This is a genomic window from Marinobacter shunpengi (assembly GCF_045449715.1).
GTDB lineage: Bacteria > Pseudomonadota > Gammaproteobacteria > Pseudomonadales > Oleiphilaceae > Marinobacter.
In genome coordinates, this window is record NZ_JBJJLA010000003.1 from 165,921 (window position 1) to 190,779 (window position 24,859).

33 protein-coding genes are annotated in these 24,859 nt (G+C 57.6%); 12 read left to right on the forward strand and 21 right to left on the reverse strand.

Annotated elements, in window-relative coordinates:
• Nucleotides 1–55 precede the first annotated feature (55 nt).
• Genes ACJO3T_RS01150 through ACJO3T_RS01160 form a run of 3 tightly spaced genes read left to right on the forward strand, consistent with a single transcriptional unit; the run spans nucleotide 56 to nucleotide 2,689 of the window.
• Nucleotides 56–571, forward strand: a complete 516-nt coding sequence (locus ACJO3T_RS01150; RefSeq protein WP_406963955.1) for a MarR family transcriptional regulator — start codon at nucleotides 56–58, stop codon at nucleotides 569–571.
• Entirely contained in the window at nucleotides 568–1,632 is a 1,065-nt protein-coding gene (locus ACJO3T_RS01155) for an HlyD family secretion protein (RefSeq protein WP_406977564.1), read from the forward strand. The genes ACJO3T_RS01150 and ACJO3T_RS01155 overlap by 4 nt, the downstream gene beginning before the upstream one ends.
• A 7-nt stretch (nucleotides 1,633–1,639) precedes the next feature.
• A complete protein-coding gene (locus ACJO3T_RS01160) occupies nucleotides 1,640–2,689 on the forward strand; it encodes a DUF2955 domain-containing protein (protein WP_406977565.1) in 1,050 nt (349 codons plus the stop codon).
• Nucleotides 2,690–2,795: 106 nt separating this feature from the next.
• On the opposite strand, the gene ACJO3T_RS01165 is transcribed toward ACJO3T_RS01160, so the two are convergent.
• The 8 genes from ACJO3T_RS01165 to ACJO3T_RS01200 all read right to left on the reverse strand — a co-directional run bounded on the left by ACJO3T_RS01165 (nucleotide 2,796) and on the right by ACJO3T_RS01200 (nucleotide 8,875).
• Nucleotides 2,796–3,395 carry a hypothetical protein gene (locus ACJO3T_RS01165; RefSeq protein ID WP_406963952.1) on the reverse strand — a complete coding sequence of 200 codons (600 nt, stop codon included), beginning with the start codon at nucleotides 3,393–3,395 and terminating at the stop codon, nucleotides 2,796–2,798.
• Nucleotides 3,396–3,728: 333 nt separating this feature from the next.
• Entirely contained in the window at nucleotides 3,729–4,112 is a 384-nt protein-coding gene (locus ACJO3T_RS01170; RefSeq protein ID WP_406977566.1) for a DUF2750 domain-containing protein, read from the reverse strand.
• Between the two features lie 103 nt (nucleotides 4,113–4,215).
• Nucleotides 4,216–5,829, reverse strand: coding sequence for an ABC-F family ATP-binding cassette domain-containing protein (locus tag ACJO3T_RS01175; RefSeq protein WP_406977567.1), 1,614 nt, complete (start codon nucleotides 5,827–5,829; stop codon nucleotides 4,216–4,218).
• 224 nt (nucleotides 5,830–6,053) lie between these two features.
• Nucleotides 6,054–6,485 (reverse strand): DUF3010 family protein, encoded by a 432-nt coding sequence (locus ACJO3T_RS01180; protein ID WP_406977568.1) that lies wholly within the window; start codon nucleotides 6,483–6,485, stop codon nucleotides 6,054–6,056.
• Nucleotides 6,486–6,504: 19 nt separating this feature from the next.
• On the reverse strand, nucleotides 6,505–6,849 hold the full coding sequence (locus ACJO3T_RS01185) for a PBPRA1643 family SWIM/SEC-C metal-binding motif protein (RefSeq protein ID WP_406977569.1): 345 nt from the start codon (nucleotides 6,847–6,849) through the stop codon (nucleotides 6,505–6,507).
• Between the two features lie 122 nt (nucleotides 6,850–6,971).
• The gene (locus ACJO3T_RS01190; protein WP_406963947.1) at nucleotides 6,972–7,868 is read right to left on the reverse strand and encodes a DMT family transporter; all 897 of its coding nucleotides are present in this window, start codon (nucleotides 7,866–7,868) and stop codon (nucleotides 6,972–6,974) included.
• 114 nt (nucleotides 7,869–7,982) lie between these two features.
• Nucleotides 7,983–8,393, reverse strand: coding sequence for a hypothetical protein (locus ACJO3T_RS01195; RefSeq protein WP_406977570.1), 411 nt, complete (start codon nucleotides 8,391–8,393; stop codon nucleotides 7,983–7,985).
• 59 nt (nucleotides 8,394–8,452) lie between these two features.
• Nucleotides 8,453–8,875 carry an Rrf2 family transcriptional regulator gene (locus tag ACJO3T_RS01200; RefSeq protein WP_406963945.1) on the reverse strand — a complete coding sequence of 141 codons (423 nt, stop codon included), beginning with the start codon at nucleotides 8,873–8,875 and terminating at the stop codon, nucleotides 8,453–8,455.
• Between the two features lie 139 nt (nucleotides 8,876–9,014).
• On the opposite strand from ACJO3T_RS01200, the gene ACJO3T_RS01205 reads away from it, so the two are divergent.
• The 3 genes from ACJO3T_RS01205 (at nucleotide 9,015) to tenA (ending at nucleotide 11,019) form a co-directional block, all read left to right on the forward strand.
• Nucleotides 9,015–9,914 (forward strand): NAD(P)/FAD-dependent oxidoreductase, encoded by a 900-nt coding sequence (locus ACJO3T_RS01205; protein ID WP_406977571.1) that lies wholly within the window; start codon nucleotides 9,015–9,017, stop codon nucleotides 9,912–9,914.
• Between the two features lie 191 nt (nucleotides 9,915–10,105).
• Entirely contained in the window at nucleotides 10,106–10,318 is a 213-nt protein-coding gene (locus tag ACJO3T_RS01210) for a penicillin-binding protein (RefSeq protein WP_406963943.1), read from the forward strand.
• Between the two features lie 32 nt (nucleotides 10,319–10,350).
• The gene (gene tenA, locus ACJO3T_RS01215; RefSeq protein WP_406977572.1) at nucleotides 10,351–11,019 is read left to right on the forward strand and encodes a thiaminase II; all 669 of its coding nucleotides are present in this window, start codon (nucleotides 10,351–10,353) and stop codon (nucleotides 11,017–11,019) included.
• Between the two features lie 18 nt (nucleotides 11,020–11,037).
• On the opposite strand, the gene ACJO3T_RS01220 is transcribed toward tenA, so the two are convergent.
• The gene (locus tag ACJO3T_RS01220) at nucleotides 11,038–11,646 is read right to left on the reverse strand and encodes a class I SAM-dependent methyltransferase (RefSeq protein WP_406963941.1); all 609 of its coding nucleotides are present in this window, start codon (nucleotides 11,644–11,646) and stop codon (nucleotides 11,038–11,040) included.
• 549 nt (nucleotides 11,647–12,195) lie between these two features.
• Nucleotides 12,196–12,399: a CsbD family protein gene (locus ACJO3T_RS01225; RefSeq protein ID WP_406963940.1), complete on the reverse strand. Its 204-nt coding sequence runs from the start codon at nucleotides 12,397–12,399 to the stop codon at nucleotides 12,196–12,198.
• 284 nt (nucleotides 12,400–12,683) lie between these two features.
• Here ACJO3T_RS01225 and ACJO3T_RS01230 point away from each other — a divergent pair, with 284 nt between their 5' ends.
• Entirely contained in the window at nucleotides 12,684–12,890 is a 207-nt protein-coding gene (locus ACJO3T_RS01230; protein WP_406963939.1) for a hypothetical protein, read from the forward strand.
• A gap of 791 nt (nucleotides 12,891–13,681) precedes the next feature.
• Nucleotides 13,682–14,137: a GatB/YqeY domain-containing protein gene (locus ACJO3T_RS01235; RefSeq protein ID WP_406963938.1), complete on the forward strand. Its 456-nt coding sequence runs from the start codon at nucleotides 13,682–13,684 to the stop codon at nucleotides 14,135–14,137.
• A gap of 132 nt (nucleotides 14,138–14,269) precedes the next feature.
• Here ACJO3T_RS01235 and ACJO3T_RS01240 read toward each other — a convergent pair whose 3' ends face one another.
• The 6 genes from ACJO3T_RS01240 to ACJO3T_RS01265 all read right to left on the reverse strand — a co-directional run bounded on the left by ACJO3T_RS01240 (nucleotide 14,270) and on the right by ACJO3T_RS01265 (nucleotide 18,387).
• A complete protein-coding gene (locus tag ACJO3T_RS01240; RefSeq protein WP_406977573.1) occupies nucleotides 14,270–14,611 on the reverse strand; it encodes a zinc ribbon domain-containing protein YjdM in 342 nt (113 codons plus the stop codon).
• A gap of 362 nt (nucleotides 14,612–14,973) precedes the next feature.
• Entirely contained in the window at nucleotides 14,974–15,465 is a 492-nt protein-coding gene (locus ACJO3T_RS01245; RefSeq protein ID WP_406977574.1) for a hypothetical protein, read from the reverse strand.
• A 632-nt stretch (nucleotides 15,466–16,097) separates the two neighbouring features.
• Entirely contained in the window at nucleotides 16,098–16,967 is an 870-nt protein-coding gene (locus tag ACJO3T_RS01250; protein ID WP_406977576.1) for a DUF8812 domain-containing protein, read from the reverse strand.
• Nucleotides 16,968–17,019: 52 nt separating this feature from the next.
• On the reverse strand, nucleotides 17,020–17,373 hold the full coding sequence (locus ACJO3T_RS01255; protein WP_406977578.1) for a hypothetical protein: 354 nt from the start codon (nucleotides 17,371–17,373) through the stop codon (nucleotides 17,020–17,022).
• An 11-nt stretch (nucleotides 17,374–17,384) separates the two neighbouring features.
• Entirely contained in the window at nucleotides 17,385–18,014 is a 630-nt protein-coding gene (locus tag ACJO3T_RS01260) for a hypothetical protein (protein WP_406977580.1), read from the reverse strand.
• Nucleotides 17,971–18,387, reverse strand: a complete 417-nt coding sequence (locus tag ACJO3T_RS01265) for a hypothetical protein (protein WP_406977582.1) — start codon at nucleotides 18,385–18,387, stop codon at nucleotides 17,971–17,973. The genes ACJO3T_RS01260 and ACJO3T_RS01265 overlap by 44 nt, the downstream gene beginning before the upstream one ends.
• Nucleotides 18,388–18,696: 309 nt before the next feature.
• Here ACJO3T_RS01265 and ACJO3T_RS01270 point away from each other — a divergent pair, with 309 nt between their 5' ends.
• The 3 genes from ACJO3T_RS01270 (at nucleotide 18,697) to ACJO3T_RS01280 (ending at nucleotide 21,532) form a co-directional block, all read left to right on the forward strand.
• Nucleotides 18,697–20,040 carry a hypothetical protein gene (locus ACJO3T_RS01270; RefSeq protein WP_406977584.1) on the forward strand — a complete coding sequence of 448 codons (1,344 nt, stop codon included), beginning with the start codon at nucleotides 18,697–18,699 and terminating at the stop codon, nucleotides 20,038–20,040.
• Nucleotides 20,041–20,125: 85 nt separating this feature from the next.
• Nucleotides 20,126–20,977: a protein NO VEIN domain-containing protein gene (locus ACJO3T_RS01275; protein ID WP_406977586.1), complete on the forward strand. Its 852-nt coding sequence runs from the start codon at nucleotides 20,126–20,128 to the stop codon at nucleotides 20,975–20,977.
• A gap of 201 nt (nucleotides 20,978–21,178) precedes the next feature.
• Nucleotides 21,179–21,532, forward strand: coding sequence for a lysozyme inhibitor LprI family protein (locus tag ACJO3T_RS01280; protein ID WP_406977587.1), 354 nt, complete (start codon nucleotides 21,179–21,181; stop codon nucleotides 21,530–21,532).
• A gap of 40 nt (nucleotides 21,533–21,572) precedes the next feature.
• Here the strand turns inward: ACJO3T_RS01280 and ACJO3T_RS01285 are convergent, their stop codons facing one another.
• From ACJO3T_RS01285 to ACJO3T_RS01305, 5 genes are all read right to left on the reverse strand, one after another.
• Nucleotides 21,573–22,058: a DUF6644 family protein gene (locus ACJO3T_RS01285; protein ID WP_406963931.1), complete on the reverse strand. Its 486-nt coding sequence runs from the start codon at nucleotides 22,056–22,058 to the stop codon at nucleotides 21,573–21,575.
• Between the two features lie 8 nt (nucleotides 22,059–22,066).
• Nucleotides 22,067–22,447 (reverse strand): DUF6152 family protein, encoded by a 381-nt coding sequence (locus ACJO3T_RS01290; RefSeq protein ID WP_406963930.1) that lies wholly within the window; start codon nucleotides 22,445–22,447, stop codon nucleotides 22,067–22,069.
• Nucleotides 22,448–22,653: 206 nt separating this feature from the next.
• A complete protein-coding gene (locus ACJO3T_RS01295) occupies nucleotides 22,654–23,109 on the reverse strand; it encodes a CopD family protein (protein ID WP_406977588.1) in 456 nt (151 codons plus the stop codon).
• A gap of 90 nt (nucleotides 23,110–23,199) precedes the next feature.
• Nucleotides 23,200–23,547 (reverse strand): metallophosphoesterase family protein, encoded by a 348-nt coding sequence (locus ACJO3T_RS01300; protein ID WP_406977590.1) that lies wholly within the window; start codon nucleotides 23,545–23,547, stop codon nucleotides 23,200–23,202.
• On the reverse strand, nucleotides 23,471–24,253 hold the full coding sequence (locus ACJO3T_RS01305; protein WP_406963927.1) for a helix-turn-helix domain-containing protein: 783 nt from the start codon (nucleotides 24,251–24,253) through the stop codon (nucleotides 23,471–23,473). The genes ACJO3T_RS01300 and ACJO3T_RS01305 overlap by 77 nt, the downstream gene beginning before the upstream one ends.
• 149 nt (nucleotides 24,254–24,402) lie before the next feature.
• Between ACJO3T_RS01305 and ACJO3T_RS01310 the strand changes: the two genes are divergently transcribed.
• Nucleotides 24,403–24,810: a hypothetical protein gene (locus tag ACJO3T_RS01310; RefSeq protein WP_406977591.1), complete on the forward strand. Its 408-nt coding sequence runs from the start codon at nucleotides 24,403–24,405 to the stop codon at nucleotides 24,808–24,810.
• Nucleotides 24,811–24,859 lie beyond the last annotated feature (49 nt).

The following is a 24,859-nucleotide window of genomic DNA, read 5'->3' on the forward strand; positions in this document are numbered from 1 at the left end:
AAGTTATTCGCTCCATTGCGGCCATCAACGCCACCGGAGCCATGAGATCCCGACCATGCCCATTCATGCACAAACGGGCGCCCTGCCGTCCGATACCGCCACACAAACTGCCCACCACAAACTCAAGCCGTCCGTCGGTGGCGCCCTTGGGCGCGTCCACCGGTTGTGGCGTCAGGCCATTACCCATGCGGTATCACCGCTGGAACTGACGGAAAGCCGCTGGGCGGTGCTGGTGCACCTGGACCACCTGGGGGAAGGCAACACCCAGCAGGCCCTGGCCCGTGCCCTGGCCATCGAGATGCCGTCCCTTACCCGCACCCTCAACCAGCTTGAACAACAGAAACTGATCGAGCGCCGAGCCGCCCCCAATGATCGCCGTGCCCATACTCTCTGGTTCACCGCACAGGGCCGCCACCTCATGACCGACCTGGAAGAGCGCATCCAGGCCGTGCGAACCGCCATCTACGGCAACCTGGACGACCAACAGCTGGATCAGCTCGCCCGCATCATCTGCGCCATGGAGACCAACCTCCACCAGTACCTGGATACCCACAAGGAGGACCGTCAATGACACCGGATCAGGCCTTTGCCCGCTGGGTGCGGTTATCGCTGATCGCCTTTGTGGTGGTGTTTATCTATTTCCTGGTGGCCGACCTGTGGATGCCGCTGACACCCCAGGGCCGGGTAATGCACAGCGTGGTGCAGGTGGCGCCGCAGGTCAGCGGTCAGGTGGCCGAGATGCATGTGCGCAACAACCAGCATGTGGAAGCCGGCGACCTGCTGTTTACCCTGGACCAGCGCCCGTTCCAGCTTGCCATCGAGAAAGCCGAACTGGCCCTGGAGGCGGCCAGTGTCCAGAACGACCAGTACGATGCCGGCCTGGCCAACGCCGACGCCGCCCTGGCGGCCGCAAAGGCGAAGGAGGCCCAACTGGCCCGGGATGATGCCCGCATGCAACGGCTGAAGGCGAATGGCGGCGTATCCCGCCAGCAGGCGGACCAGATCGCTGCCGAACACGAGGCCGCCCAGGCCAACGTATGGGCGGCGCAGGCCAAGGTGCATCAACTATCGGTGCAGCGGGGGCTGACGGACGAACAGAACCTGCGCTTGCGCCAGGCCCGTAATGACCTGGCCCAGGCGCAACTGGACCTGGCCTACACCGAGATCCGCGCCGAACAGGATGGCACTCTCTCCAACCTGCAGGTGCAGGCGGGCACCTACGCCCGGGCGGGAGCCTCCCTGGCGGCCCTGGTGGGTGACCGGGCGGATGTGGTGGCGGATTTCCGGGAGAAGTCCCTGGCCTATGTGCATCCCGGCGACCAGGCCGCCGTCGTGTTCGATGCCATTCCCGGGGAAGTGTTCCATGCCAGCGTCGGCACCATTGATGCCGGCACACGCCAGGGCCAACTGCTGGCGGACGGCACCCTGGCCGCCCCCACCAGCACCGACCGCTGGGTACGGGATGCCCAGCGCGAGCGCCTGCACCTGGATCTGCGGGAACACCGGGAGTTGCTGCAACGCCTGCCCTCCGGCGCCCGCGCCACAGTACAACTGTTACCGGCATCCGGGCCGGCTGCCTGGCTCGGGGAACTGCAAATCAAGGCCATCAGCCTGATCCACTACATCTACTGAGGCCACCATGGCACGCTTCAAGCCAATACTGCTGATCCGCAAGCCGTCGATGAACGCCAACGACCTGCGCCAGTGCCTGCGAATTGCCTTTGGCGGGATCCTTGGGTTCCTCTTCTGCAAGATCGCCGGCACCAACTATGGTGCGTTCTACACCGTGACCCCCATGCTGCTCCTGGGCATGGTCCCGGTCCTGAATCCCCATGTGATGAGGCAGTTCCTGGCCGGCGCCGCCCTGGTAACGGTTATGGTGCTGGTGGTACAGGGGCTGTTTGGTGACAAACCCGTGCCCCTTATCCTGATCGTGGCCGGGCTGTTTGCATTGCTGTTCCGCGCCATGACCCGCGGCCCTAACTTCCTGTTTGGCGCCACCAGCATTGTCAACCTGTCGATGTTGCTGCACTTCGCCAGCTACCCTAGCGCCGACGTGCTGGGCATGGTGACCACCTTCCTGGAGGCGGTCCTCGTCAGCCTGGCCATTGTAGTATTGATGCACTGGCTGTTTCCCGAGGTGGAACCCCGGCCACCGCGACAGATACCGCCCAAGCCCGTCAGCAACCAGCGCCATGAGGTGATCCTGGCTACCACGGTAGCAACGCTGTCATTCATCGCCTTCCAGGTACTGGATCTGCGGGGATCCCTGTCCGCCCAGGTGGCCACCATACTGGTGCTGTTTCCCCTCAACTGGAAAGGCGCCGGGCCGGCGGGATGGAACCGGGCCATCGGCACTTTCGTGGGCTGCAACGCCGGGCTGGTCCTCCAACTGTTTCTGCTCAACCACTTCGACGTGCTGCCTTTCATCACCTTCGGCCTGTGGCTGAGCCTGATGGTCTTCGCCCGTTACCACATGCTGGAGGGTGGAATCTCCGGCGCGGGTTTCGCGGCACTGACCACCATGGCCATCCTCTTCGGCCAGTACCTGACACCCAGTACCGACCTGGTCTATAGCGACCTTTACCGCTTCAGCTCCCTGACCGTTGCGGTCCTGGTGTCGCTAATGGCGGTATATGTCATGCACCATGTATTAAACCGGTTTACCAGCACCCGGTTGGTGGAATGAGGGAGTGGAGATCGGGTGGTATGGCAGATTGCGGTGAAAGCGGGCCTGACGCGACCCTGGACACCTGGGCCGCGTATCGCAACGGATGACGTCGCATTCAGGCCGGTCAGTTCGCCTGGGCGCGCCTTACCCGAGGGGTAAGTAACAGGTTATCTGGCTTAAGCCGATCCTTCAGTGTTGGTAGCGAAAAGCCTACCTTGACGTCACAGGGAGCAGGTCCGGGTTCCTCTGGCAGGGACGCCACCCAAAGCTCCTTCCCATCAGTGTGGAACCCGTTGACGGACCGAATGTCGGGGCAGGTTACCCCCTGGCTGGCGGCCTGCTCTTCACGTTCCTGAAGCAACTCGCGGATCGCGGCCTCCTGGAATCGCTCATAGGCATACCGGTCCCTGAATTGTGAATCCAGATCGATCTCGGCCCCATCTTCTGCCAGGTCCAGGTTCAGGAAACCAGATACACGTTCCGGGGACGGCATGGAGGCACACATCCAGGAGGCCTCGTACGCCATGCTGAGAACGCCATTACCGAGGTGGATCTCCCGGGTATGAAACGCAATATCGCCCATACCATCGCAACGGAACTGGTCAACCAGTTCCGAGATCCGCTCATTGGCGGCATCCGCCACCGATGGGTGGCTGCTGGACAGCACTTCAGGATAAACCCGGGTTATTTCCCAGTAACCAAACGGAAACCGATCGTCCTGCATGGAGGTTTCCTCGGTCCGGAGTTGATACTCGAATTGCCCCTCCAGCTCGGCGCGGTTGCGCGTCTCCTCCTTTGTGTCACCAGGATTGAGCGAGGAGTCATCGGCACTGGCCGAGGAATCGCAGGCTGTCAGCAGGACGCTATTGGCGAGTATTCCAGTTACGAGAACAGTTTTTAGAAAATCCATTTATCGAACTTTGTTTCCAGGGGGACGATGATCTGTCCCGAACCAGTTTAGTGTGGCCGCTATTATCCACATCCATGGCACATATGAACACCTACATGGTCTCGCCCGATACCGACAGGCACCCGGCAACCATCAGAAAACAGTGCACTAGAACCCAGACATCACCTCCTGCAGGTCATTTTTCAGCTCTTCCGGCCCGGAGATCCAGAGTTCACGGTCCACGCCGGGGAAAACCCCGATCTCCAGTCCGTCTCTGGTCAATCCTGGCACCCACTTCCTGAAGAAATCCGGCAGGGAAATAGCTTTCGGAGACAGATCGCCCGCCCCCTTGGCGTACTCGCTTGCGAACGCCTCACCTGGCCAGACCGGCAGATACGCCACGCCGTCTTCCTCGGAGACAATCTTCAGGAAGTGGTTATCGGCATTGACCAGAATCCAGATCTCGCGTTCCTCGGCGACCTCATCCAGAAAATAGTCGTATCGTTCCTCGCCATCCATCTCCAGTACCTGGGTTAACGGGGTGTCGCTCATAATCGGTCCACTGCGCTATTGGGGGTGTGATGTGGAGTCTAACGTAAATCGGGAGGGAGTGGATTCCCAATTCCTCTCTCACCCAGCCCCACATCCGTTGCCCTCAACAGGGCTCCAATGACCAACCCTGCCCAGTGGCCAGTATGCGATCGGTCAGCCCGAGGTTTTCCAGAAAGGCATCGTCATGGGATACCACCACCAAGGCGCCATGGTATTGACGTAACATGCTTTCCAACGCCTGTGAGGAGGGCAGATCAAGATGGTTGCCGGGCTCATCCAGCAACAGGAGTTCCGGAGGCGAGTCCGCATAGAGTATGCAGGCCAGTGCCGCCTTCAGCCGTTCTCCTCCGCTCAGCAACCCGCTGGGTGTCATGATCTTCCGTTCGTCCAGTCCCAGTTGGGCCAGCCGCATCCGCAGATCCCCTTCGCTGGCCGTGCGGTTGGCCTTCTGTAACTCCTGGAGCGCCGTTTTCTCAGGATTCAGATTCTCCAGACGCTGGTCGAGATAGGCGCACCCGGACGTCACCTTACAGCCCCCATCGAGAGGGGTTAGCCGACCGGCGAGCACACGTAGCAACGTGGATTTACCGCAACCGTTCGGGCCAATCACACCAATACGCTGCTGCCCATACAAGGTCAGGCTGATGGTACGAGTAGCACCTGCCACGAAAGGTAAAGTCACCCCATCCAGTTCCGCCACCCGGCGCTTTGCCGCCTGCATGACCGGTACCGTGTGCAGGGTAACATGTGCCTCATCGTCAACCCGCTGCGCCGCATCCCGTACACGCTGGTCAAGCTGTGCCCGGCTGGCAGCCTGTTTCTGGTTCAACGCGCCTGCCGAGTTCTCGCTACGCTCTTTCTGACGATCCAGCAGAATCTTGGCCTGGTTGGCCTGCTTGCCGTGCCGATTTCCACGTGCCTGACGCCGCTGCTGACGCTCATGCTGTTTACGCATGGCCCGTTCCTCACGTTGGCGTTCCAGCTTGCGTTGATCAAGCTGCTGGATGGCATTCTCCCGTTCCCGGGCTTTGTGTTCGGCATAGAAGGTGTAGTTGCCGCCGTAGCTACGAAGTCCCTGCGACGACAGTTCCACGATACGCTCCATGGCTTCAAGCAATTGCCTGTCATGGCTGACAACGATCAAACCACGGGGCCAACGTGCCAGTTGTTCGATCAATGCCTGGCGGTTCGGTCGATCAAGATGGTTGGTCGGCTCATCAAGAATCAGGAAGTCCGCATCTGATAACATCGCGCCGATCAGAGCTACCCGCATGACCTCCCCACCACTCAGATTGCTGGCGGATGTCATCGCGTCAAGATGCCCCAGGCCACTACGTTCGAGTTCGTGGCAAAGCCGCTGGGGCATGTCCCATTGGTCACCCACGGCATCGAAATCCTCCGGTGCCGTGCTGCCAGACTCGATACGTGCCAGCGCATCCAGCGTGTGCTGCACACCCGCCAACTTGGCCACGGTGGCCCTCTCGGGACACGTCACCTGCTGGGCCAGATAATGCACGCTGCCGGACCCGAGGCACTGCCCGCTGGTAGGCTGCAACTGTCCAGCCAGGATAAGCGCCAGCACCGTCTTGCCCACGCCGTTACGCCCGACCAGGCCGGTAGCGCGATGGTCGAACTGTTCATGAAGATCGGAGAACAACGTTCTGCCATCCGGCAAAACCTGTGTTACACCTTTCAGTGCGAGGTAGGTATTTGTCATGCTGTATTCCAAAGATGCCAAGAACTCCCCCTGCTCTCGGGGGCTGGTGGAGACTGGCCGTCATCACAACGGCGGCATCAATGGCGCATTGGACAAATACCTCTTTGCTGGGGGAGAAGAATGCCCATTTTACGGCCCCTGCCGGTGGGAGTTCCACCCCGTTTAAGGCTAGATTGGCACTTCCCACATGACTGGACTGGCAGGTCGGATCAGGGCAGGATCGTCTACCCCGCCATATGCCCCACATAGGCGGCGGTAAAGGCTGTTTCCTGGAAGGCCTTCAGCCCGGTTTCCGCAAACGGGACCGGCAACGGGTTGGCGGCCAGTGTGGACTTGATCAGCGCTGTCGGGAGCAACCTGACCTCCAGCTCGGGGCTTACGATCAACTGGATGGTCGCCTCCAGCTTGAAGCTGATCGCGCCCCCGGCAAATTTGCCTTTCGGCATCCGCTCCTTGATGACAACGCTGTCTACCCTGTGTTCGGCCATCAAGCCGGCAAAAGCCGCCTGGAACTGCTTCAGGTCTTCCCGGGTGTGGTTCTTGCTCAGCGACAGCTTGCGCACCTTGCACTCCGGCAAGCTGAACTGCCCCCGGTCCAGGTTCAGCAGGCACACCACCGCATCGCTGCCGGTCAGTTCAACGCCACAAATAATCATAGCCTTCCCCTGATGGCATTCAGCCACAGCACTTCTTGAATTTAACACCACTGCCACAGCTACATGGGTCATTACGGGACGGGAGTTTCGTTGTGGTCACCGTCGTCCCCTTGTTCAGCAGTACGGTCAGTTCGGCGATGGATTCAACCGCGCCCGCCTGGGTATCCACTGTAATATCCGCGTGCAGATTGGCTGCGGCCACCTGGGCTTCGATCTCCTGCCTGCGCGCCTCACTGGTGACCACGAGCGTGAGCGGGTACTTCCTGCTTCCCGCCTTCTGACTGGCATTGGTCTTAAAGCCGCCATGGGCGGTATGGTGCTGGCGCGCGTCCTGGCGGCCCTTGTAGAAAAATTTGTCTGACATGCTGGTGTCCTGGTGAACGGAAGAGTGCCCGGGCGCCCAAGGAATGAGCCTGCCGCCGGGCGGAAAACGTTTTAGCATGCTTGTTGGGTTGGTGATATAGGCAGATGTGGAAATATCCGGACTTACGCTGGTCTCTGTTCCGGTATCCCCTGAACACCTGACGATACACTGAGCACCGTCACCATCACCAATATCAGACCCATGCCAAAGAACTGCAGACCGGCCAGGCTTTCATCAAACACCACCAGACCGAACAGCGAGGCGGTGACCGGCTCGACCATCGCCAGGACCGAAGCAACGGCCGGCGCGGTATGGTTCAGTCCAACCACATAGAGAATGAAGGAAAGTCCTGCCCCCAAAACGCCCAGCCCCAGAAACAATGGCCAATCCGACGACACGGGAACGGACAGGGTCTGGCCGATGTCGCCAAACCAGATGAGGGTGGCCGTCAATACTGCAAACGCAATGGAAAGGACCGCCTGGGGGCTCCCCTCCGGCGCCGCGTACTTGAACCCGAAGATGAACAGCGCATAGGACAACCCCGACAGCAAACCCGCGCCCACGCCGAGCATCGTCAGACCACTGCTGCCGATATCATAGACCTGCGTCAGCAACACGATGCCCACCATGACCACCGCGATGGCGATCCATTTCAGGGTGGTGGGGGTTTCGAGTTTGAGGGCAAAGGAGACAAGGTAGACAAACACCGGGGCGCAGTACATCAGCGTGGCGGCAACCGCGATGCTGCCCTCGGAGATGCTCACGAAGTAAAAGGCAAAGTTTCCCGCCACACCGAGCCCGGCCAACACGGACCAGAACCACAATCGGCGATTGGCCAGTCCACTGCGTTGCGGACTCAGGGCCAGCCAGATAAGGACGAACACCAGCCCGACCAGCCCCCGATAAAGGGATACCACAAACGGGTCCCAACCATGGGTCAGGAGTATGCCGCCGATCCCGCCGGACACCCCCCAGCAAAAGGCTGCCAGCGCCACGAATACTGTACTCGCGAACACCATAGGAAACCCACCCGGTGCCGGAAAATGTATACAGCCTGGCGGGGAGTATTGCACGTACGGGGCCCAGGGGTATCTACCGGGTTCCCGAAACGGCATGAGCATAGGAAACGAATCTTATTCAATAGGTTTCAGTGCCCCGGGGCGGGTAAGTGCCGTGCCCAAAACCAGAACAAACGCCGCCAGCACGAACACCTTATTTACAAACCAGTTGGTGCGCCAGATGGACCATTCCGGGTCCGCCAGGAATCCGATGAACAGGCTGACGATGATCGCAATCTCAGCCACCGACATACCAACAGCCAGCAGGCGGGTATACCGAGGCCGCGCCAGCAACGCCCAGGCCAGCCAGAGGTGGGCCACCGGCCACAGGTCCCAGTAGATGTAGGTGGTCCATGGCTCACCACTGACCAGCGCAAAGCCGATCGGGAACAGGTATTTGATAAACACGGTCCAGGCCACGAGGATCAGGAAAAGGTGCGCGAGAAAGGTGATCCAGGGGCTCCGGGGTTTGTCAGTCGATGTCATTGTGTGGGTCCTGGCGTGTTACCGGTTGCACACCCTGATATTGAGTTAGCCTTCCTGATTCAGATCGAAGCGCTCCGTGATCCGAATTGTAGCTGATCCAGGGTGACTTCCCTGAAGCGATCCAGCAGCAGGGATTCAGCCTCCTCAAGCACATCATTGATGGAGGTATTTACGGCGGCCTCAATGGGGCAATTGGTGTGCTCATCCGTCAGCCCAATGGTGAAAACCGAGCTGTCTCCGAGGGCCCGGTGGACATCGTAAAGTGTGATGTCCTCCAGTCGTTTGGCCAGGGACCAGCCGCCGCCGTGGCCTTTGACAGAAGTGACATATCCCTGCTCCTTCAGAAGCGCCATGGTTCGGCGCACAACCACCGGGTTGGTATTCAACATGCCGGCGATAGTGTCGGAGGTGGCGGGGCCCTCCAGTTGGTCCATATGGATCAGCACATGGAGAACGCGGGAAAGGCGGCTGTCTTTTCTCATGGATTCGCTCACACAGGCAATCGTGTATCAATGCTGGCTGCATCCTATCATGTAACTTTTAATGTTTCATGTGTTGCGCCCACCCGAAAATCACGTAACAATTAACGTTACTTGATGCAGATTTTCGGGAGGGTGACCTATGAGTTCGGATGTGATTGTGATTGGCGGGAGCTTTGCGGGCTTTTCAGCGGCTATGCAGCTTGCCCGTGGACAGCAGAACGTTATCGTGATTGATGCTGGCAAGCCCAGGAACCGGTTTTCAGAGGCCTCCCACGGCTTCTTTTGCCTGGACGGTTTTTCCCCCAGTGAAATCCGCAGGAGAGCGGCCAGGCAACTGGCGAAATATCCCACAGCCCGGGTTATCGAGGGGCTCGTGAATAGCGCCAAACAGGAAGGCGACGGGTTTTCCGTAATAGTGGATAGTGGCGAGACCTACACTGCCGCCAAGCTGATACTGGCCACCGGCCTACGCGACGAGCTACCGGATCTCCCCGGTCTGGCCGAGCGCTGGGGAAAGACCGTCATCCATTGCCCCTATTGCCATGGCTACGAGCTGCGCAACCGCCAGCTTGGCGTGATGGCGACAGGCCCATTGTCGACCCACCAGGCGGCCATTATCCCGGATTGGGGGCCAACCACCTACTTTACCCAGGATCAGCAGTCACCCGACCTCGAGCAGACGCACCTGCTTACCAGCCGCGGGGTTGTGATCGAGACATCGGCCGTTGTCGAGATCATGGGTGAGACGCCATCGATCACTGGCGTGCGCCTTGCCGATGGCCGCACGATCCCACTGGAAGGCCTCTATGTCGGCCCCAAAGCCCGTATGGCCAGTCCGCTGGCGCAGCAGTTAGGCTGTGAGTTCGAAGAAGGGCCGATGGGCCCGGTGGTAAAGGTCGACGACCTCAAACGCACCAGCGTGGCCGGGGTTTTTGCGGCAGGAGACATGTCCAACAAGTGGCAGAACGCGACCCTTGCATCGGCGTCCGGCGTAATGGCGGGCACAGCGGCCCATCGTGCCCTGATGTTTGGGGAATAGGCGACCTTTCGACCATGACTGGGCGGACTCGCCGACCGTGCGAACAGATTGATGACGGTTGCAGGACAGAGTGTGAACCACGCGGATAGCAGCACCACTGGCGATAGCCCATAGCACCATGATTTACCGACGTATTCCGCGTATCCTCCCAGGTAACCATGAACCCAACGAACTCGCGAGGTACATGCCCAATGGCTGACGAAGACACCCTCAACGCCCTGAAAACCGCCTTCACGTTCATGCCCCAGCCGATGGAAATCAACCGGTTTGAATACGGCGACGATGCTGACAGGATCCTTGCCCAGGTGAATTTTGTACGGGAGGTCCTGATCAGCCACGGCATTGACCCGGACGAAGTGTCCGGAGAAATCAACCCGGACTCGTCACCGAATTCCTGCTACTGATCCGGACCGGAAGCGACGACTCAGGAGACCCAATGCCCTACCAGTTCGAAGACCTCAAACGCAGCTGCCAGACCCAATGGCGCGCCTACATAGAACATGACTTCGTGCAGCAACTGGGCGATGCATCCCTGGCACCGGAAGCGTTCCAGCACTACCTGAAGCAGGACTACCTGTTCCTGATCCAGTTTGCCCGGGCCTTTGCCCTGGCCGCCTATAAAAGTCCCACCCTGGCCGACCTGCGCCAGGCAAAGGAGGGGCTGCAGGCCATAGTGGATGTTGAGCTGGGCCTGCACATCGATTACTGCCGGGAATGGGGCATAACAGAAGAAGAGCTTGCCAGCCTGCCGGAGGCCCGCGCCACCCTGGCCTACACCCGTTACGTGCTGGACACCGGCAACCGCGGCGACCTGCTGGACCTGCACGTGGCGCTGTCACCCTGCATGGTGGGCTATGGCGACATCGCCAACTGGCTGAACAGCCGGGCGGAAACCGTTCGCGGTGAAAAGAACCCCTACGATGCCTGGATCGCCATGTATGAAAGCGACGAGTTCCAGCAGGCCATGCAGGCGGAAATCCGCTGGCTGGATGAACGACTCGCGGACGTCTCTCCCGCCCGTTTCAAGCAGCTCACCCGCATCTTCAGCGACGCGACCCGCCTTGAGATTGATTTCTGGGAGATGGGGCTGAAGCTGAGCGATTGATCCAGGACCCCGGAACGGTCAGCCAGCAGCCTTGCACCAGCGATAAACCCGCATCGGGGGAATATTCCGCAGCTCCAGTGTACAGCTGTCATGTGGCCCCATGATGGGGTCGGTGATCCGGGCCACGTCGCTGCGGAACTGGTAGGCAATGAAGCGCCCACCCTCGGCAAGGTTGTCGTTCACCGCCTGCGCAACCCGAGAGCCAACGTCTTCCGGCATTTTTGAGAAGGGGATGCCGGAGATCACCACATCTGCCTTGTCCAACTGGTGCGATGCCAGGATCTCTGCCAGGTCTTCCGCGCTGCCCAGGTGATTGATAAAACGCGAGTCGGCGATGTCGCCGAGCAACTCATGGAAGTGTGGGCTCAGTTCGATGGAAAGCAGGCGCGCGTCCTGGCCGAGGTTCTGGAGAAAGGTCCGCGTGGTACCGCCCGTGCCAGGCCCCAGTTCGACAACCCGCCTGACCCGCGACAGCTCTGATGCATCAAGAATCCGGCGCTCCAGGTACCGCGAACTGGGAATGACCGACCCCACCTGACGGGGCTCGCGCAGGAATCCACGGAAGAAAGCGCCCGGGCTCGTTCTCCGGTCTGAATTGTCTTCCGGGCCAATACTTTCCCCGCCCATACTGCTCCCTCTATCTGATCATCTGGTTTATCAAACAGTCTTAACCATGAGACCTGTGCCCACTGCCGTCAATCATTACCCGCCTAAAAAGAGCATTTAAGTCAGCTATACTGGCCGGTCGACCGGCGGGACTCCCAACGGACAGACTACTGACCAGGCAGGCCCCCCGGGCCGCCTGGGCAGTTCGTTAATCTGCTGAGGCACGGAGGGCCTTGAGAACAAGGCGCGGTGGCGAAGGTTCACGAATTAACCCAGACGGTGCACTAGGCCGGCTTGTGTTCGGGCTCGGGGCCCTCCTTTCTACCTTCCTCGCGAGGAGGACGGGGGCTCTGGTGCGGAGTCTTGCCATCGACTGGCTTACCGTACTCCGCAAACGGGCCGTTAACGGCGGAATGATCCCGTACCTGGATAAGCTCCATGGGTTCCGAAACGGACTTCCCGGGCATTAACTTGAACATACAGAAACCTCTCTCAATATATGGCACTTACCTGTGGGCAAGTAGCCAGATCAGCGCCAACGACCGTAACTGGCGCTGCTCGAACCAGCTTTTACTTCCTGGACTGTTTTTCAAACTCCCCGATCTGCCTTTCGGCCTCATCGCGGCTGATGCCATAACTTTCCTGTATATGCCCGGCGAGCTTTTCCCTCTCGCCGGCGATAACGTCCAGCTGGTCATCGGTGAGCTTGCCCCACCGTGACCGGATATCACCCCTGAATTGCTTCCAGTTACCTTTGATGGTGTCCCAGTTCATAGCCGTTTCCTTATGGTCACTTGCGGACAGTTGTCCGGCCTCGGGTACCGCCTCGGCGGTTGCCAGGCCAATGATGGAATAATGGCGAAAGGGGCGTCTGTGCGGTGGAACACAGTGGCTTTCTGGACCAGGCCTAACTCATCACTTGAAATGATAAAAAGGATACGGTTAAACAATTTTTGTGAGCGTCACAACTCCTCAATAATACAACCATAGAGATCAGCAAAGCCGATGAGTTTCTGATCCACCAGCAAGATCCAATGATCACTTTGAGGAGCTAAACCATGCGTTCAATCAATACAAACCTGAAGAAAACCGCTGCTATCGCCACCATCGTCATTGCCAGCTTCGCCGGTGCTTCCAATGCCGCCGCTCAGCAGGTATGGATGGAAGAAGTCATGGCTCAGCAGGAGCAGCAAGTGCATGACGCAACAACTGAAGCCACTGCTGAGAGCAAGTCTGATGAAAGCGTGAAAAACAGCGCTTCATGAGGTGCTGAAAGGGCCCTGAGCTATTGCGGCAGGGCCCTGGTTTTTCTTGAGAGATTTGACCATCACAGCCAAATGGCCGCTGACTCTTCCCCTCGGCGCCCCGGTTGACAGCTCCGGTCGATCAGAGAAGAATCCAGACTCTGCAACAGCCATAGGATGGTGATGAAACATGCACACGGAGTCTCTCGCTCGCCTGTTTGGAAGACGTGTTACGCGCACATTGCCTGTAATACTCGCCCTACCCCTGCTTGCCCTGTCAGGCTGCACTACAGCCGATGTCTCTTCGAATACCCCCCAACCGGCGCCATGCGAAGAACGGTCCGCGGATACCAACAACCTGCCTACGGATGCCCTAATCGGCACCGACATTGCCGATTCCAACCATCTTGAAGACAGCAACGCCCCGATACCCGGCCAGTATCAGGCAGAACTTGGCGGCGCCACGGTGACCGTGTCCATCACGACCGACACCCTGACCCGGACCTTCCAGGAACCGGGCACCGATCCGGACCGTCGGACCTTCCAACCCACATGCGTCTCAGACTCCCATCTACTCGCTGACGGGGTGTTTGCACGACGCGTGTCCGAAGGCCTCCTGTACCTGGAGCCATCATCCGGCGTAGGCGGAATGCCCCCCAACTTGTGGCTACTGCTCGACGCTCAGGAATAAACCTCAATCACAAAGGCCGATTGAGGCTTTTAAAATTGAACCTGCCCCGGCTTTTCGTTCAATATCTTCCCTTGCAGGAGTTGAAGCCAGTTCCATTAGCCGAGAGAGCGGGAGGTCGACCATGGCAGAAGAATCACTCAAGGACCAACTGAGCAACGCCGTGAAGAACGCGATGCGGAACAAGGACAGAACCCGGCTTGGCACGCTGCGTATGGCCCAGTCCGCCATCAAACAGATCGAGATTGATGAACGCCGCGACCTGGATGACGAAGACGTCCTGAAAGTGCTCGACAAAATGCTCAAACAGCGCCGCGATGCCGCCGCTCAATACGACGACGCCGGCCGACAGGAGTTGGGCGACAAGGAAAGGGCGGAAATGGTCGTCATCGAGGAATTCATGCCCAGCGCCCTGTCCGAAGATGACCTGGATGCCCTTATCCGCACCACCATCAGCTCAACCGGCGCCCAGGGCATGCAGGACATGGGGCGCGTCATGAACGAGCTGAAGCCGCAGGTGCTAGGACGGGTTGATATGGGGCATTTGAGCAAGAAGGTGCGGGAGGTGTTGGCTGGCTGACCTCGGTTGCTGCGGAGTATCATGCCGCCAGCTTCCTATATAGTCACTCAGTCCCAGCCCGTACCCTGACGCTATCGATCAGTGCCCAGGATCCAGAGAAGTCCGGCTCGCTTTCAGGCCGGACGTAAGGTATCAAGCCTTTTTGACGAATTCGGACTTCAGTTTCATAGAGCCTATGCCGTCAATCTTGCAATCGATGTCGTGGTCACCGTCCACCAGACGGATATTCTTGACCTTGGTGCCAACCTTGACCACCAGTGAGGCCCCTTTCACCTTCAGGTCCTTGATAACGGTTACCGTGTCACCATCTGCCAGAGCATTGCCGTTCGCATCCCTGATAGCAGGTCCGTCCGACGCTTCGGTGGGCTCGCCGCCGGTTTTCCATTCGTGACCGCACTCGGGGCAGACAAAAAACTCGCCATCTTCGTAGGTAAATTCAGACTGGCATTCGGGACAACCGGGTAAACCGCTCATAGAAGATCTCTCAGCAAGAAACGACAAAAGCGCCGGGGGAGCCATACTCGCTGCCCCTGGCCGCTCAGCATCAACGCCTTTGGAAAGCATCTATTCTACCGGATTGGGAGGCACCATGGGGGAGCAGATACAGGTGGTGGAAAATAAACCTGAACCAGCCCCAAGCCATGCAAACAGTATTGTGAAAGAGGCGTCAGCCATCGATCCACCAATGCCCATGCTCAACTGGATGGCTCAATGTTCCGGTGTCACCGTCTTAACATTCTGCACACCAACCTCGGTCATTACCTCGAGCACCTGAGGCAGGCTATCCTGGCCGTTGCCTGATAGCCGAATGGCCACCGTATCAGGCTTTTCCAAAATTATCTTTGAGGGCAGCGGCAACTGCTCTGAGCATCCGAAAAATCGATTTCCACATCATCAATCTGCAAGACAGGTCCATCTACCTGCTGCGCCTCCAAGACACTGACGTCCTCCTGCTCGGAGCTTGGAGTGAAGTCGATATCGTAGAAAGACGCCATGTCCTGGCAGTTCCAGGAGGCCCCCAAGGCATCTTCCATGCGTTCTTTAATAGCGGGGTAAACCTGAGCGTAATTATCAATACCAGACCTGCCGGCTATTACGGCTTTAACCTCATCCGTTTCTATGCTCTCTGCGAGGTTAGCGTAGATAGCTTTCTCTGCATCCGACAGCCACATTCCTTCATACTCACTTTTCAAATGTTCGGGATCGAAGGCATCACAGAGGGCTTTCGCATCTGCTGCCAGCTGATTCCCTGAGTCACATCCATTGATCGCTATAACGGACAACATCAGAGAGAAGATAAAAGGCTGTCTATGGCTTCGTTCTGTCATGAGACCCCATATGGCTAGTAGGACGAGCGGAGTGTTGTGGTAGCCTCCTGAATCTCGGTACGTACGGCTGTTTCGTCGATGATCTCGCAACAGTAAAGCAAAAGTAACGTCCTATCCTGGCTCCTTGGACTTCCCTACATTTACTTGAAGAACCGGGAAAGTTTAATGGGAGTCACAAACAAGAGGCTCAGCACTCTCCAGACTCTCAACCGGCAAAACACATGAGGCTTGCCGCTCTCCAGGCGCTCGCCTGAGTATGAATTCCACATCAAACTGGAAGCCCCCTTTTTCAAATCGCAGATTTCGAAACCCTGTGTAAGAGCTATCCATGAAATCCCAGGTTTCGCCTTCCGACGTCCGAACCGAACAAAGGTCTCTCTGAAAATCAATGTTCCAGTCATCAACAGGGCTGAGCCTCTCGAGTCTCAAACAGGGGTATAGGGATTCGGTGGAGAAACGAATTGCGCGATAGAGTGCGCCGTCATGCCGATGAACCTGTATCTCCATGGCTCGGGCATCAACGGCAGGAGATGGGGTTCCGTCAGCCAATACGGACATAGAGGCGACAACCAGGATAATAGTCAGAAAACGCACAGAACACTCCCTTAACGATGGCATGAAACGCCAGACACCTAACTGGCCAAAAACGATAGTCGGCGCTGGAACCTGTCTTGCGGAACCCCGTCCCAAAGACTTGAATTCGTCATGATCTGGCGAATAAGGGGCAAGTCGTTAGCGACGACAGCAGGCTGGAGATGCCTCCGTGTCCGACCTGTGTAGTCACCTCGATACCTAAGATCTACGAGAAGTTCCCGGATACGAGAATCGAGCACCTCCCAGTCCGTTCGACCGTATACCTCCAGAACATCAGATTTAGAGCAGATCCGAATCACATCGGCTTCCATCTCAGCGTACACAACCTCAAACAGGCGTAACTGAATCGCAGCCGATATCTCAAAATCCAGCAAATCACTAGCAATGATAAACGTCTCGGCATCGCTACCTCTCAGCCGTACACCAGCGGCAACCTTTCTCGCATATCCCGGACTGATTCCAGCCTGAGTCAATTGCTGTTCAGTCGTTGTCCTTTTACGTTCCCTTAAGTCAAATCCCCGCCCCAACGTCAAACCTGAAGAAGCGGTCGGAACATGAAGAATGCGACTGTGGTAACGACCACCTTCCTGGCCCTCCGCGGCCCAGGTCAAACTACCCTGGGATGGAGGAGTGATTGGAACACGAGTTCGGGAATCCGCCAGCACTTTCAATAGCTTTTCCCAGGTCTTGCTGTGCTTCCGTACCAGCCCGGACTTGCTATCCGTACCTTGCTCAGTTTGAAATGCACCGATCGCCTCGTTCAGGTCACGATCTGGGCTCGGTACAATTGGTAGCGGCTCTTTTCCCCCTGAACGCTTCCATACATTCAGCAGTGCCCGAATCAACTTTACGTCGTCACTACCGTTTATGCCGCCCAAACCAACACTGCTTGCTAATTCCAGTTTCATTTGATCTTTCCATCCTTGAGAAAGCTGTAAGGTTTATTCCACAGGTGGGGTGTCACCCGATGTCAAAAATGACAGCAACGAACACCAATAGCACCGTGCCATGGGCTGCTACCATTAACACCCACGCCCGGCACTGATCGGATCTTGTGGTGTACCGTTTAACATCTGCTGTATTCAACTGACGATTGTCCAGTTCATTAAACCAGGCCGCTGGTAACGCTACCGTGTAGGCGTACCAGATCACCCGTCCGCCGACGCCATCCCACGGGCATGGCCGCGGCTTGCCCTCGGATATGATCGCCTTTTCAATGCGAGCCATTGAAAGCCTGCCAAACACTAACCATGACACCATCGATATAGTGAGGAGAATCACGAACGTAAACGCAAATGCCAACTCAACGTTCATTGGCAACACCTTCAATCACCAAAGAAATAGTCATAGACCTGTCCAGCCCAATTTTTTCCTTTTGCGTCGGCCTGATAAGCTGAATATGCCCCCATTACGACCGCAGAACCAATCATCAGTCCCCAGCCCCACGGTGTTGCGGCAAGAGCTACCCGCGCCATAGTCATGGCAACGGCGCGCCCTGTTACAAAGCCCGATAGCGCCCCGCCTCCAAAACCTCCGGTCTGGACAGCCAACTCACGCTCCCACTCTTCGCCATCGCGATAGCTCTCATAGACCTTGTTTGCACGGAAACCCAAATCGGCCACAACGATACCTCGTCCAGCATAAGTCAGGCCCTGCGAGAAACGGCTAACAGCTTGACCTTCGTGCATATCAGCAACATATATACCCCGGCCTTTATGACGCTCAGCCAATGTCACACCACGATCACTGCCTGTAATCGCAGAACCTTTGTTCTTGCCGAAATCAGTAGAGGGTGCCAGGCGTCTCACTTCCGCCTGAAAGTAACGATTCAATCGCTCATAAGCAGAAAGCACATTTTGCCTAAGCTTGGCTTTGGTTGCAGCTGGCCCCCGTCCTACTCGCGAGAAGTCATTAAGCTTGACCAACGCTTCCTGGTATTGACCCAATGCATTCATGAATGCTGTTTGTTCGGGCGCCCAGCATAGTTGTCCCTGCGCCAATAGCGGTATTGGCGTCGCTTGCGGTATCCACGTTCAACTGGCGTTGCACCCAGTCTATAAATACGGCCAACTGAACGGTGTCCTGCCCGTGCTGATCCACGCAGCACCCAAGTCGCTGCCTGGATCGTTCCGGCAAGCTATTAAGCATATTGCTGATCGCTTGATCCTGCGGGCTAGGGTTAACTGCCAAGCAGTAGGCAAAATCCTTGGATACGGACCGACAGCCAAACATTTCCTGTCGAGCTCGCGCGTAGTCATCAAAGGCTTCTGACGGTTCACAGAAATCAGAGAGGGTGGAAGAGTGACGCGGGATGACGATATCCGTCATGGTGGGCTCCTTAATCGATCCTTGAAAATCCCTGTATCGACAATTCATTGTCAAACAAAAAGGCAGGGTATCCTGAGCTCGGGCATATCCTCAGACAACTTCCTGTATCCGACCCCCGAGTTGGCAAAAGTATTCCATACCGCCAGTATTGGGGCAACCCCTGCCGGTTGGCCCGCGTACGACCGCAGCAGGCCAGGTTACCTCCCAAAGGTTTTACAAATATTTTCAAACAAGCTTCCCCCTCCACTCTCGAACATCAGATCCCCTGCTACGCTCAATAAGGAACCTACAAAAACAAGGAGTCAGTCAGTGACCACCCGCCCGGATTACCTTGCCAGTGGTGAAGCCGCCCGTCTTATCCCCATCGTCCCCGACAGCGCCAGGGAAAATAAATCAGCGTCCGTTTTGCTCGCCGGCATGCGGGCGGTCCTGGAATTGCGGCAGTCGCTTCTCAAATCCATCGGCGTGCGTGTGGGCAAGACCTCCCAGCTTGAGGCCTGGACCGAGGTGGTATTCAAAAACCAGGACAAGAAAGCCCCCGCACCGAAGGACCGGCCGGACGGCCTGTTAATCCTGAGAACCGGAAAACGGGAATGGAAGGCCCTGATCGAAGCCAAGATCGGCAACGACACCGTCAAAGAGGAACAGATCTCCAAGTACCTCCAGCAGGCCAAAGCCCACAATGTGGATGCGGTGATTACCATCACCAACCAGTTCGCTGCCCTGCCCACTCACCACCCGGTCAAGGTGCCGAAATCCGCCACCAAGTCCGTCGACCTGTATCACTGGTCCTGGGCGTTTATCCGTACCCAATGCCAACTACTGCTGAAAAACGACGGAGTTGAAGACGAGGACCAGGTGTTCATCCTCACGGAGCTGTTGCGCTATTTCGAGAGTGATCGTGCCGGCATCAGCAACTTCGATCAGATGAACAGCGAATGGAAGGACGTCGTCAACAAGGTCAAAAGTAATACGCCGCTCTCCAAAACCAGTGAGGAAGTGCAGAACACAGTGTCTGCCTGGCATCAGGAACAGCGGGACCTCTGCCTTATCATGGCTCGCCTGACCGGCAGCGAGGTCACCCTCAAACTGAAGAACCAGCACCGCCTGGATGCCGCCAAACGGGTCAAGGACGATTCAGACGATTTCTGTAAGAACCGGGTACTCACCTGTGCTCTTAACGTTCCCAACGCCGCCGCTGATCTCGAGGTTACGGCAGACGTCCAACGACGCATGATCCACTGCTCCATGAAGCTGACCGCCCCGAAGGACAAGAAGAGCACCAAGGCAAGGGTGAACTGGCTGGTCCACCAGCTCAAGAAAGCGAATCCTGAGGGCATCTCCATCAAAGCGATCCGACCGGGTACGGCATTGCCGACCCAGAAGCTTCTAAAGGATCTGCGGGAAATCCCCGAGCTGCTGGAATCCGATACTTCCAAAAGCACCGCGAGCACCTTCGAGGTCGTGTATTCCCTCGACCTGGCCGGCAAATTTGGCGGTCGGAAGGTCTTTATCGAGGAACTGGAAAAAGCCGTCCCCCACTTCTATCAGGAAGCCGGACAATGGTTACGGGCCTGGACACCACCGGCTCCCAAAATTCAGCGGGAACGCGCCCCGGAACAGGAAGTGGAACTGGAGGCAGATTCTCAATAGGAACCAACAGGATACCCGCTTGGCTCCATGCCGGTTTGCCTCTATCCTGGACTATGACAACAACGACCCGGATGGACAATGCAGTATGGCAAGTGGGGAAAGCTGGAACGACCTGGAGATAGCGGCAACCGTGGCCGACTATATGAAAATGCTGCCCCTTCACCTGACCGGTCAGCATTACAACAAGAGCGCCCACAGACGAGCCTTGATGGAACAACTGGATGGCCGCAGTGAGGGCGCGATCGAGCTCAAGCACCAGAACATCAGTGCGGTACTCCGTGACCTGCATTGCATCTGGATTCCCGGCTACAAGCCACGTGGGAACTATCAGACGTCCCTGGCCAGGTACGTGGAGGAATGGATCAACACCCACCCCGAATTCGACCAGGCATCCCAGGCCGCCGTTGAGCAACCCGCCATCGTACCGAGTGACGTCGACTATCACCGCCTGGTCGTCGAACCACCTGTGATATCCCACAAAGCTCAGGAATCCCCAGCAACCTATGCCCCCACCCGGCAGGCCTCAAAAAGGGACTATGTGGCTCGCGAGGCCCGCAATACTGCCCTGGGCAACGCCGGCGAACTTCTGGTCATGCACTATGAAGAGTTTCGACTCCGCCAAGCCGGTAAAACCACACTGGCAGAGCGAATCGAACATGTCTCAACTACCCAGGGCGATGGCCTTGGCTACGACATCCTCTCGTTCGACGCTTCCGGACAGGAACGGTTTATCGAGGTGAAGACCACCGCGTTCGCCATGGAGACGCCTTTCTTCGCATCGAGGAACGAAGTCTCCTTCTCTTCCGAGGCACACGATCAGTTTCATCTGTACCGGCTGTTTGAGTTTCGGAGATCGCCGAAGCTGTTCACGCTTGCCGGGCGGATTGATGATTACTGTGAGCTGGATCCTGTGAGTTATGTTTGTCATTTTCGGTAAGCAATGGAAGGCAGTCTGCGACGGCAATGGCTGCCACTCAATTGTGACCGTGCCTTCAGAAAGCGCCTACTTTCGCGTTCCAGCACGCTATGCATGGATTCCGCCCAAACACTGATCCGGACAGATGTCATGAAGCACGCAGGCTTATCTGGCCCTACTGGCGACCTTGGGATGTCTTTGTTCACCAAAGGATTGAATCAATTGCCCGGCTTTCTCCGCCCTTTCGCCTTACTGACCATCGCCTTGACCTCGGTGGCATGCCAGGCCATCGATAACCCGGATGCCCCCCATTATCTGGAAGATTTCCGGTCCGAGGTGTCTTCCCATGAGCAAGCTGTCTACGAGGACGCACAGACCACGTCGGATTCGATGGAGGCGTTCGCTGAGTCTCAACGCGCCTGGGAAGCCTACCAGGAAGCGGAGAAGGCCTTTGTCTCGAGTGTATGGACACCACGGAACTTTGGTAGCTCGTCGGCCTTCTCACGGCTGGCCTTCTACGCTGACGTTCTCCGTTCACGCATTGAGCTGTTGCTTAAGTACCGGAAGCAGTTCTAGGGAGGGCGAAAGCGAGATGCACATTGGCGGGAATACCGACTCAGAAGTACCCCAACAGCCGGCCAAGGATCAGCACACTGATCCAGACGATCAAAGACAACGCGGCCCCGGCCCTCACAGATGACGGCATGCGGGCCTCCATCGGGAGGTTCTGGATACCCTGGCGCTTCAACACCCGCCCGAGAATCAAGGCGTTCAACACACCCAACAGGACAAGTACCATCTTCGCCTGGAAGAGCGTCGACCCGGCGTAATCCACGGCCGCCGTGGCGAACAGAAGTGCACCGCAGACAACCGCCAACCCCAACCCCATCGCCGCTGTAACCCGAAGCACATCGACAAACACCATCACGGGGTAGTGGCGCCAGAGCCCCAGCAAACGCAGATCCAGCGGTACAATGCCGCCAACCAGCATCGACACCCCGAGAATATGTCCGGCGTTTACCAGCGGGTACATGAATGTGGAGTTGCGCAGGGCCGAGACAACGGCCAACTCCTCGACGAAGACCTGCACCTGTTCAATCATCCCCAGGCTCAGGACGTACGACCGGGATACAAATCGTAGTCCTGCCCGTCGATCACAACCCGCTCAGCCTTGACCAGCCGTTCGCCCTCCTTGGCAGAGCGATGACCATGCACGGTAATCTCCCGACCCTGGCTCAACATCTCTTTGGTGAGCCCAACACGGTCGTTACGCCAGGGCTGCCCCACTTCCACAACCCATGCCTCGCCATCCACGGTTATGGTGACCTCACCATGGGGGTTGCCAAGGCGCACAGACTGGATAACACCGGTGATTTCAAATTCCTCGTCCGTTGCCCAGGCCCAACCGTGATGGGCCTGCGCGGCGGAGGTAGCGAGAAAAGCAGCAAGAACAGCAAAACAGAGTAGGTAAGCAAAACGAAGCTGAGGCATAGCCAATCCTCTTATCGCGATGTGGTCCGGGCAATCACTCAAGCACTCTTCAATGCCCGTGGACATCCAGGAGATTTCCATCACTCCAGATTAGGATAGGTAAGCCAAAGATGCATGCCTCCACGATAACGGCAGACCAGGCACGCCAACACGAGTGGCGGCGCCGGCCGAATTCTTCAAACCGGCAGTTCGATGATGCGACAAGCTTACAGATACCGGCCGCCGGCACCAATCACCACCACGATCAGCCCGAGAATCAGGTTGGTGCCCACCAGCTTGCGGATCTGTCCCACCTGGCGGCCGCCTTCCTGGGGATCCTGGTTGGCAACGGCCTGTTTCAGCCGTCGGAAGGGAGCAAAATAGACGTGACAATAAAGCAGCATCATCACAATCCCCAGCCCCTGCATGACGTGAATATGCCAGCCGGCACCAGCCATACCACCGAACACGCTGAAGAGCATCCAGTAACCGGTTACCAACAACAGGACCACGGCCGCCCATACCCACCGGAAAAACCGGGACAGAGTGTGACACCAGAGTACGCCCCTCTGCGACGCATCAATCACCTCAACCACCGCCGGACGCATGGCCATGTAGGCGAAAAACATTCCGCCAACCCAGATCACAGCAGAGAGAACATGTAGTGCGATAGCCAGACTCATTAAGCGACTCCCGGACCAGAAACGTGTGTGATGAGCATAAGCCTCACCTGGCTCAAAACCAACTGCCTCGACGGGCGCGGACCGAATGGATCAGACCGGCAGTTCGATGATGTCACCCGCCACACGGTCTTCGCCCACCTCCAGCCGCCCTACCGTGATCGGCAGAGTAAAGCGCCGGGGCCCGGCGCCACCCGGATTGAAGTAAAGCACATCGCCGATCCACTCGTTACGGGGTTTGTGGGAATGGCCGGCGATCACCACGCGGTAACGACCTTGCGGATCGATGTCGAGGGTTTTAACGTCGTGGAGCATATAGACGCATTTTGCTGTGAGTGTCTGCGATGACGCCAATTTGCATGCTTCAACCTTGCCAATACGCCTTGCTGTGCTCATCCATCGGAAAGAAATGCTCGATCCGCAAATTCTGGGCGGTGACATCCAGGGGCGTGCCGATGGTTGCGATGGTGGAAAAGATCCTGAGTTGCTGGTCCCCCAAGTTCAGGGTAAACGGAATCGCCGGGTAGTCCAGGTGTTCCACCACGTGGCTTTTCCAGTGTTGCGGGACGCCGGGCACCGTCAGTGCCTGCTCCAGCAATCGATTGGGCTGATCCCGGAAGGGCCCGGCAAGATGCTCATGGTAGACACGTTGCAGCAAGTGGCAGGCGATATTCTCCCAGTCGTCTACGAAGGGTTTGATGCCCTGGCTGTCCAGCAGCGACAGCAGGAAGTTTGGCCGGGCCGGAAACTGAGCGCCCAGCTCCACCATGGTTGCCATCATCTGCTGCATGGCCTGGTTGGCCATCACCAGATAGTACTCGTGGTCGAACACCACCGCCGGGTACGGCAAGTGCCCCTGCAACAGGTGCTCAAGCGCCTCCCTGATCATGGCCATGCCAGGCGCGCTCAGATCCTGGTCGGAGTAGACCTGGCTGTAACCCGCGGACGACAACAGGCGGTTGGTTCCGGCCAGGTCCGCCTGCAGCATCTGCGCTAAATGCAGAACCATGCCCTTGCTTGGCCTGCTGCGGCCGGTTTCCAGAAAGCTGATGTGTTTTGCCGACACCTCGCACGCCAGGGCGAAATCCATCTGGCTCAGGCGTTTACCCTGCCGCATTTCTCTGAACAGCGTACCGAAGGCGCTCATTGGGTTTCCCGTTGATTGCGAATGTTCAGTGATTATCCTGACCACCGGTAGGCTGCACCATTACCTCACAGGTAATTGAGACTCTCACCACCCGGGTAGAAGCTTTCTAGTGTAGTCCAACCCATTGTGAAACCGATTGAGGTGGCCTTATGAAAAGCTTTATCCGTCAATTCAGTGTGAAACAGATCCTCCTGAGCGATGTCTTCCTCTCCACGCCCCTGGCCCTCGCTCTCATTCTGGCCTCCGGGCCGATTGCCCAGTGGGCGGGAGGTCCCGGCGCCACCTTCTACCTGGTGGTCGGCATCGTGATGCTGCTGTGGTGCGTCGACATGGTCGCGGTGGCCATCAATGAACGGTGGCAGGAGAAGTTCCTCAACGTGATGATTGCTGCCGATGTCACCTGGAGCCTGCTGGCCCTTGCCCTGATGATGTGGTTTGCCCCGAGCCTGCAACCCTTGGGCTGGGTACTGTTCGCCCTGAACGTGCTGGTTCCGCTGGACATGGCGTGGATGAAGCGGGTGGCTGGCAGTAAGCCGCAACAGCCTGCCTTCAGTTAATGACTCACTCGACAAGCTGATAGCGTGTGGCTGGGCGTACCCTGCCAGC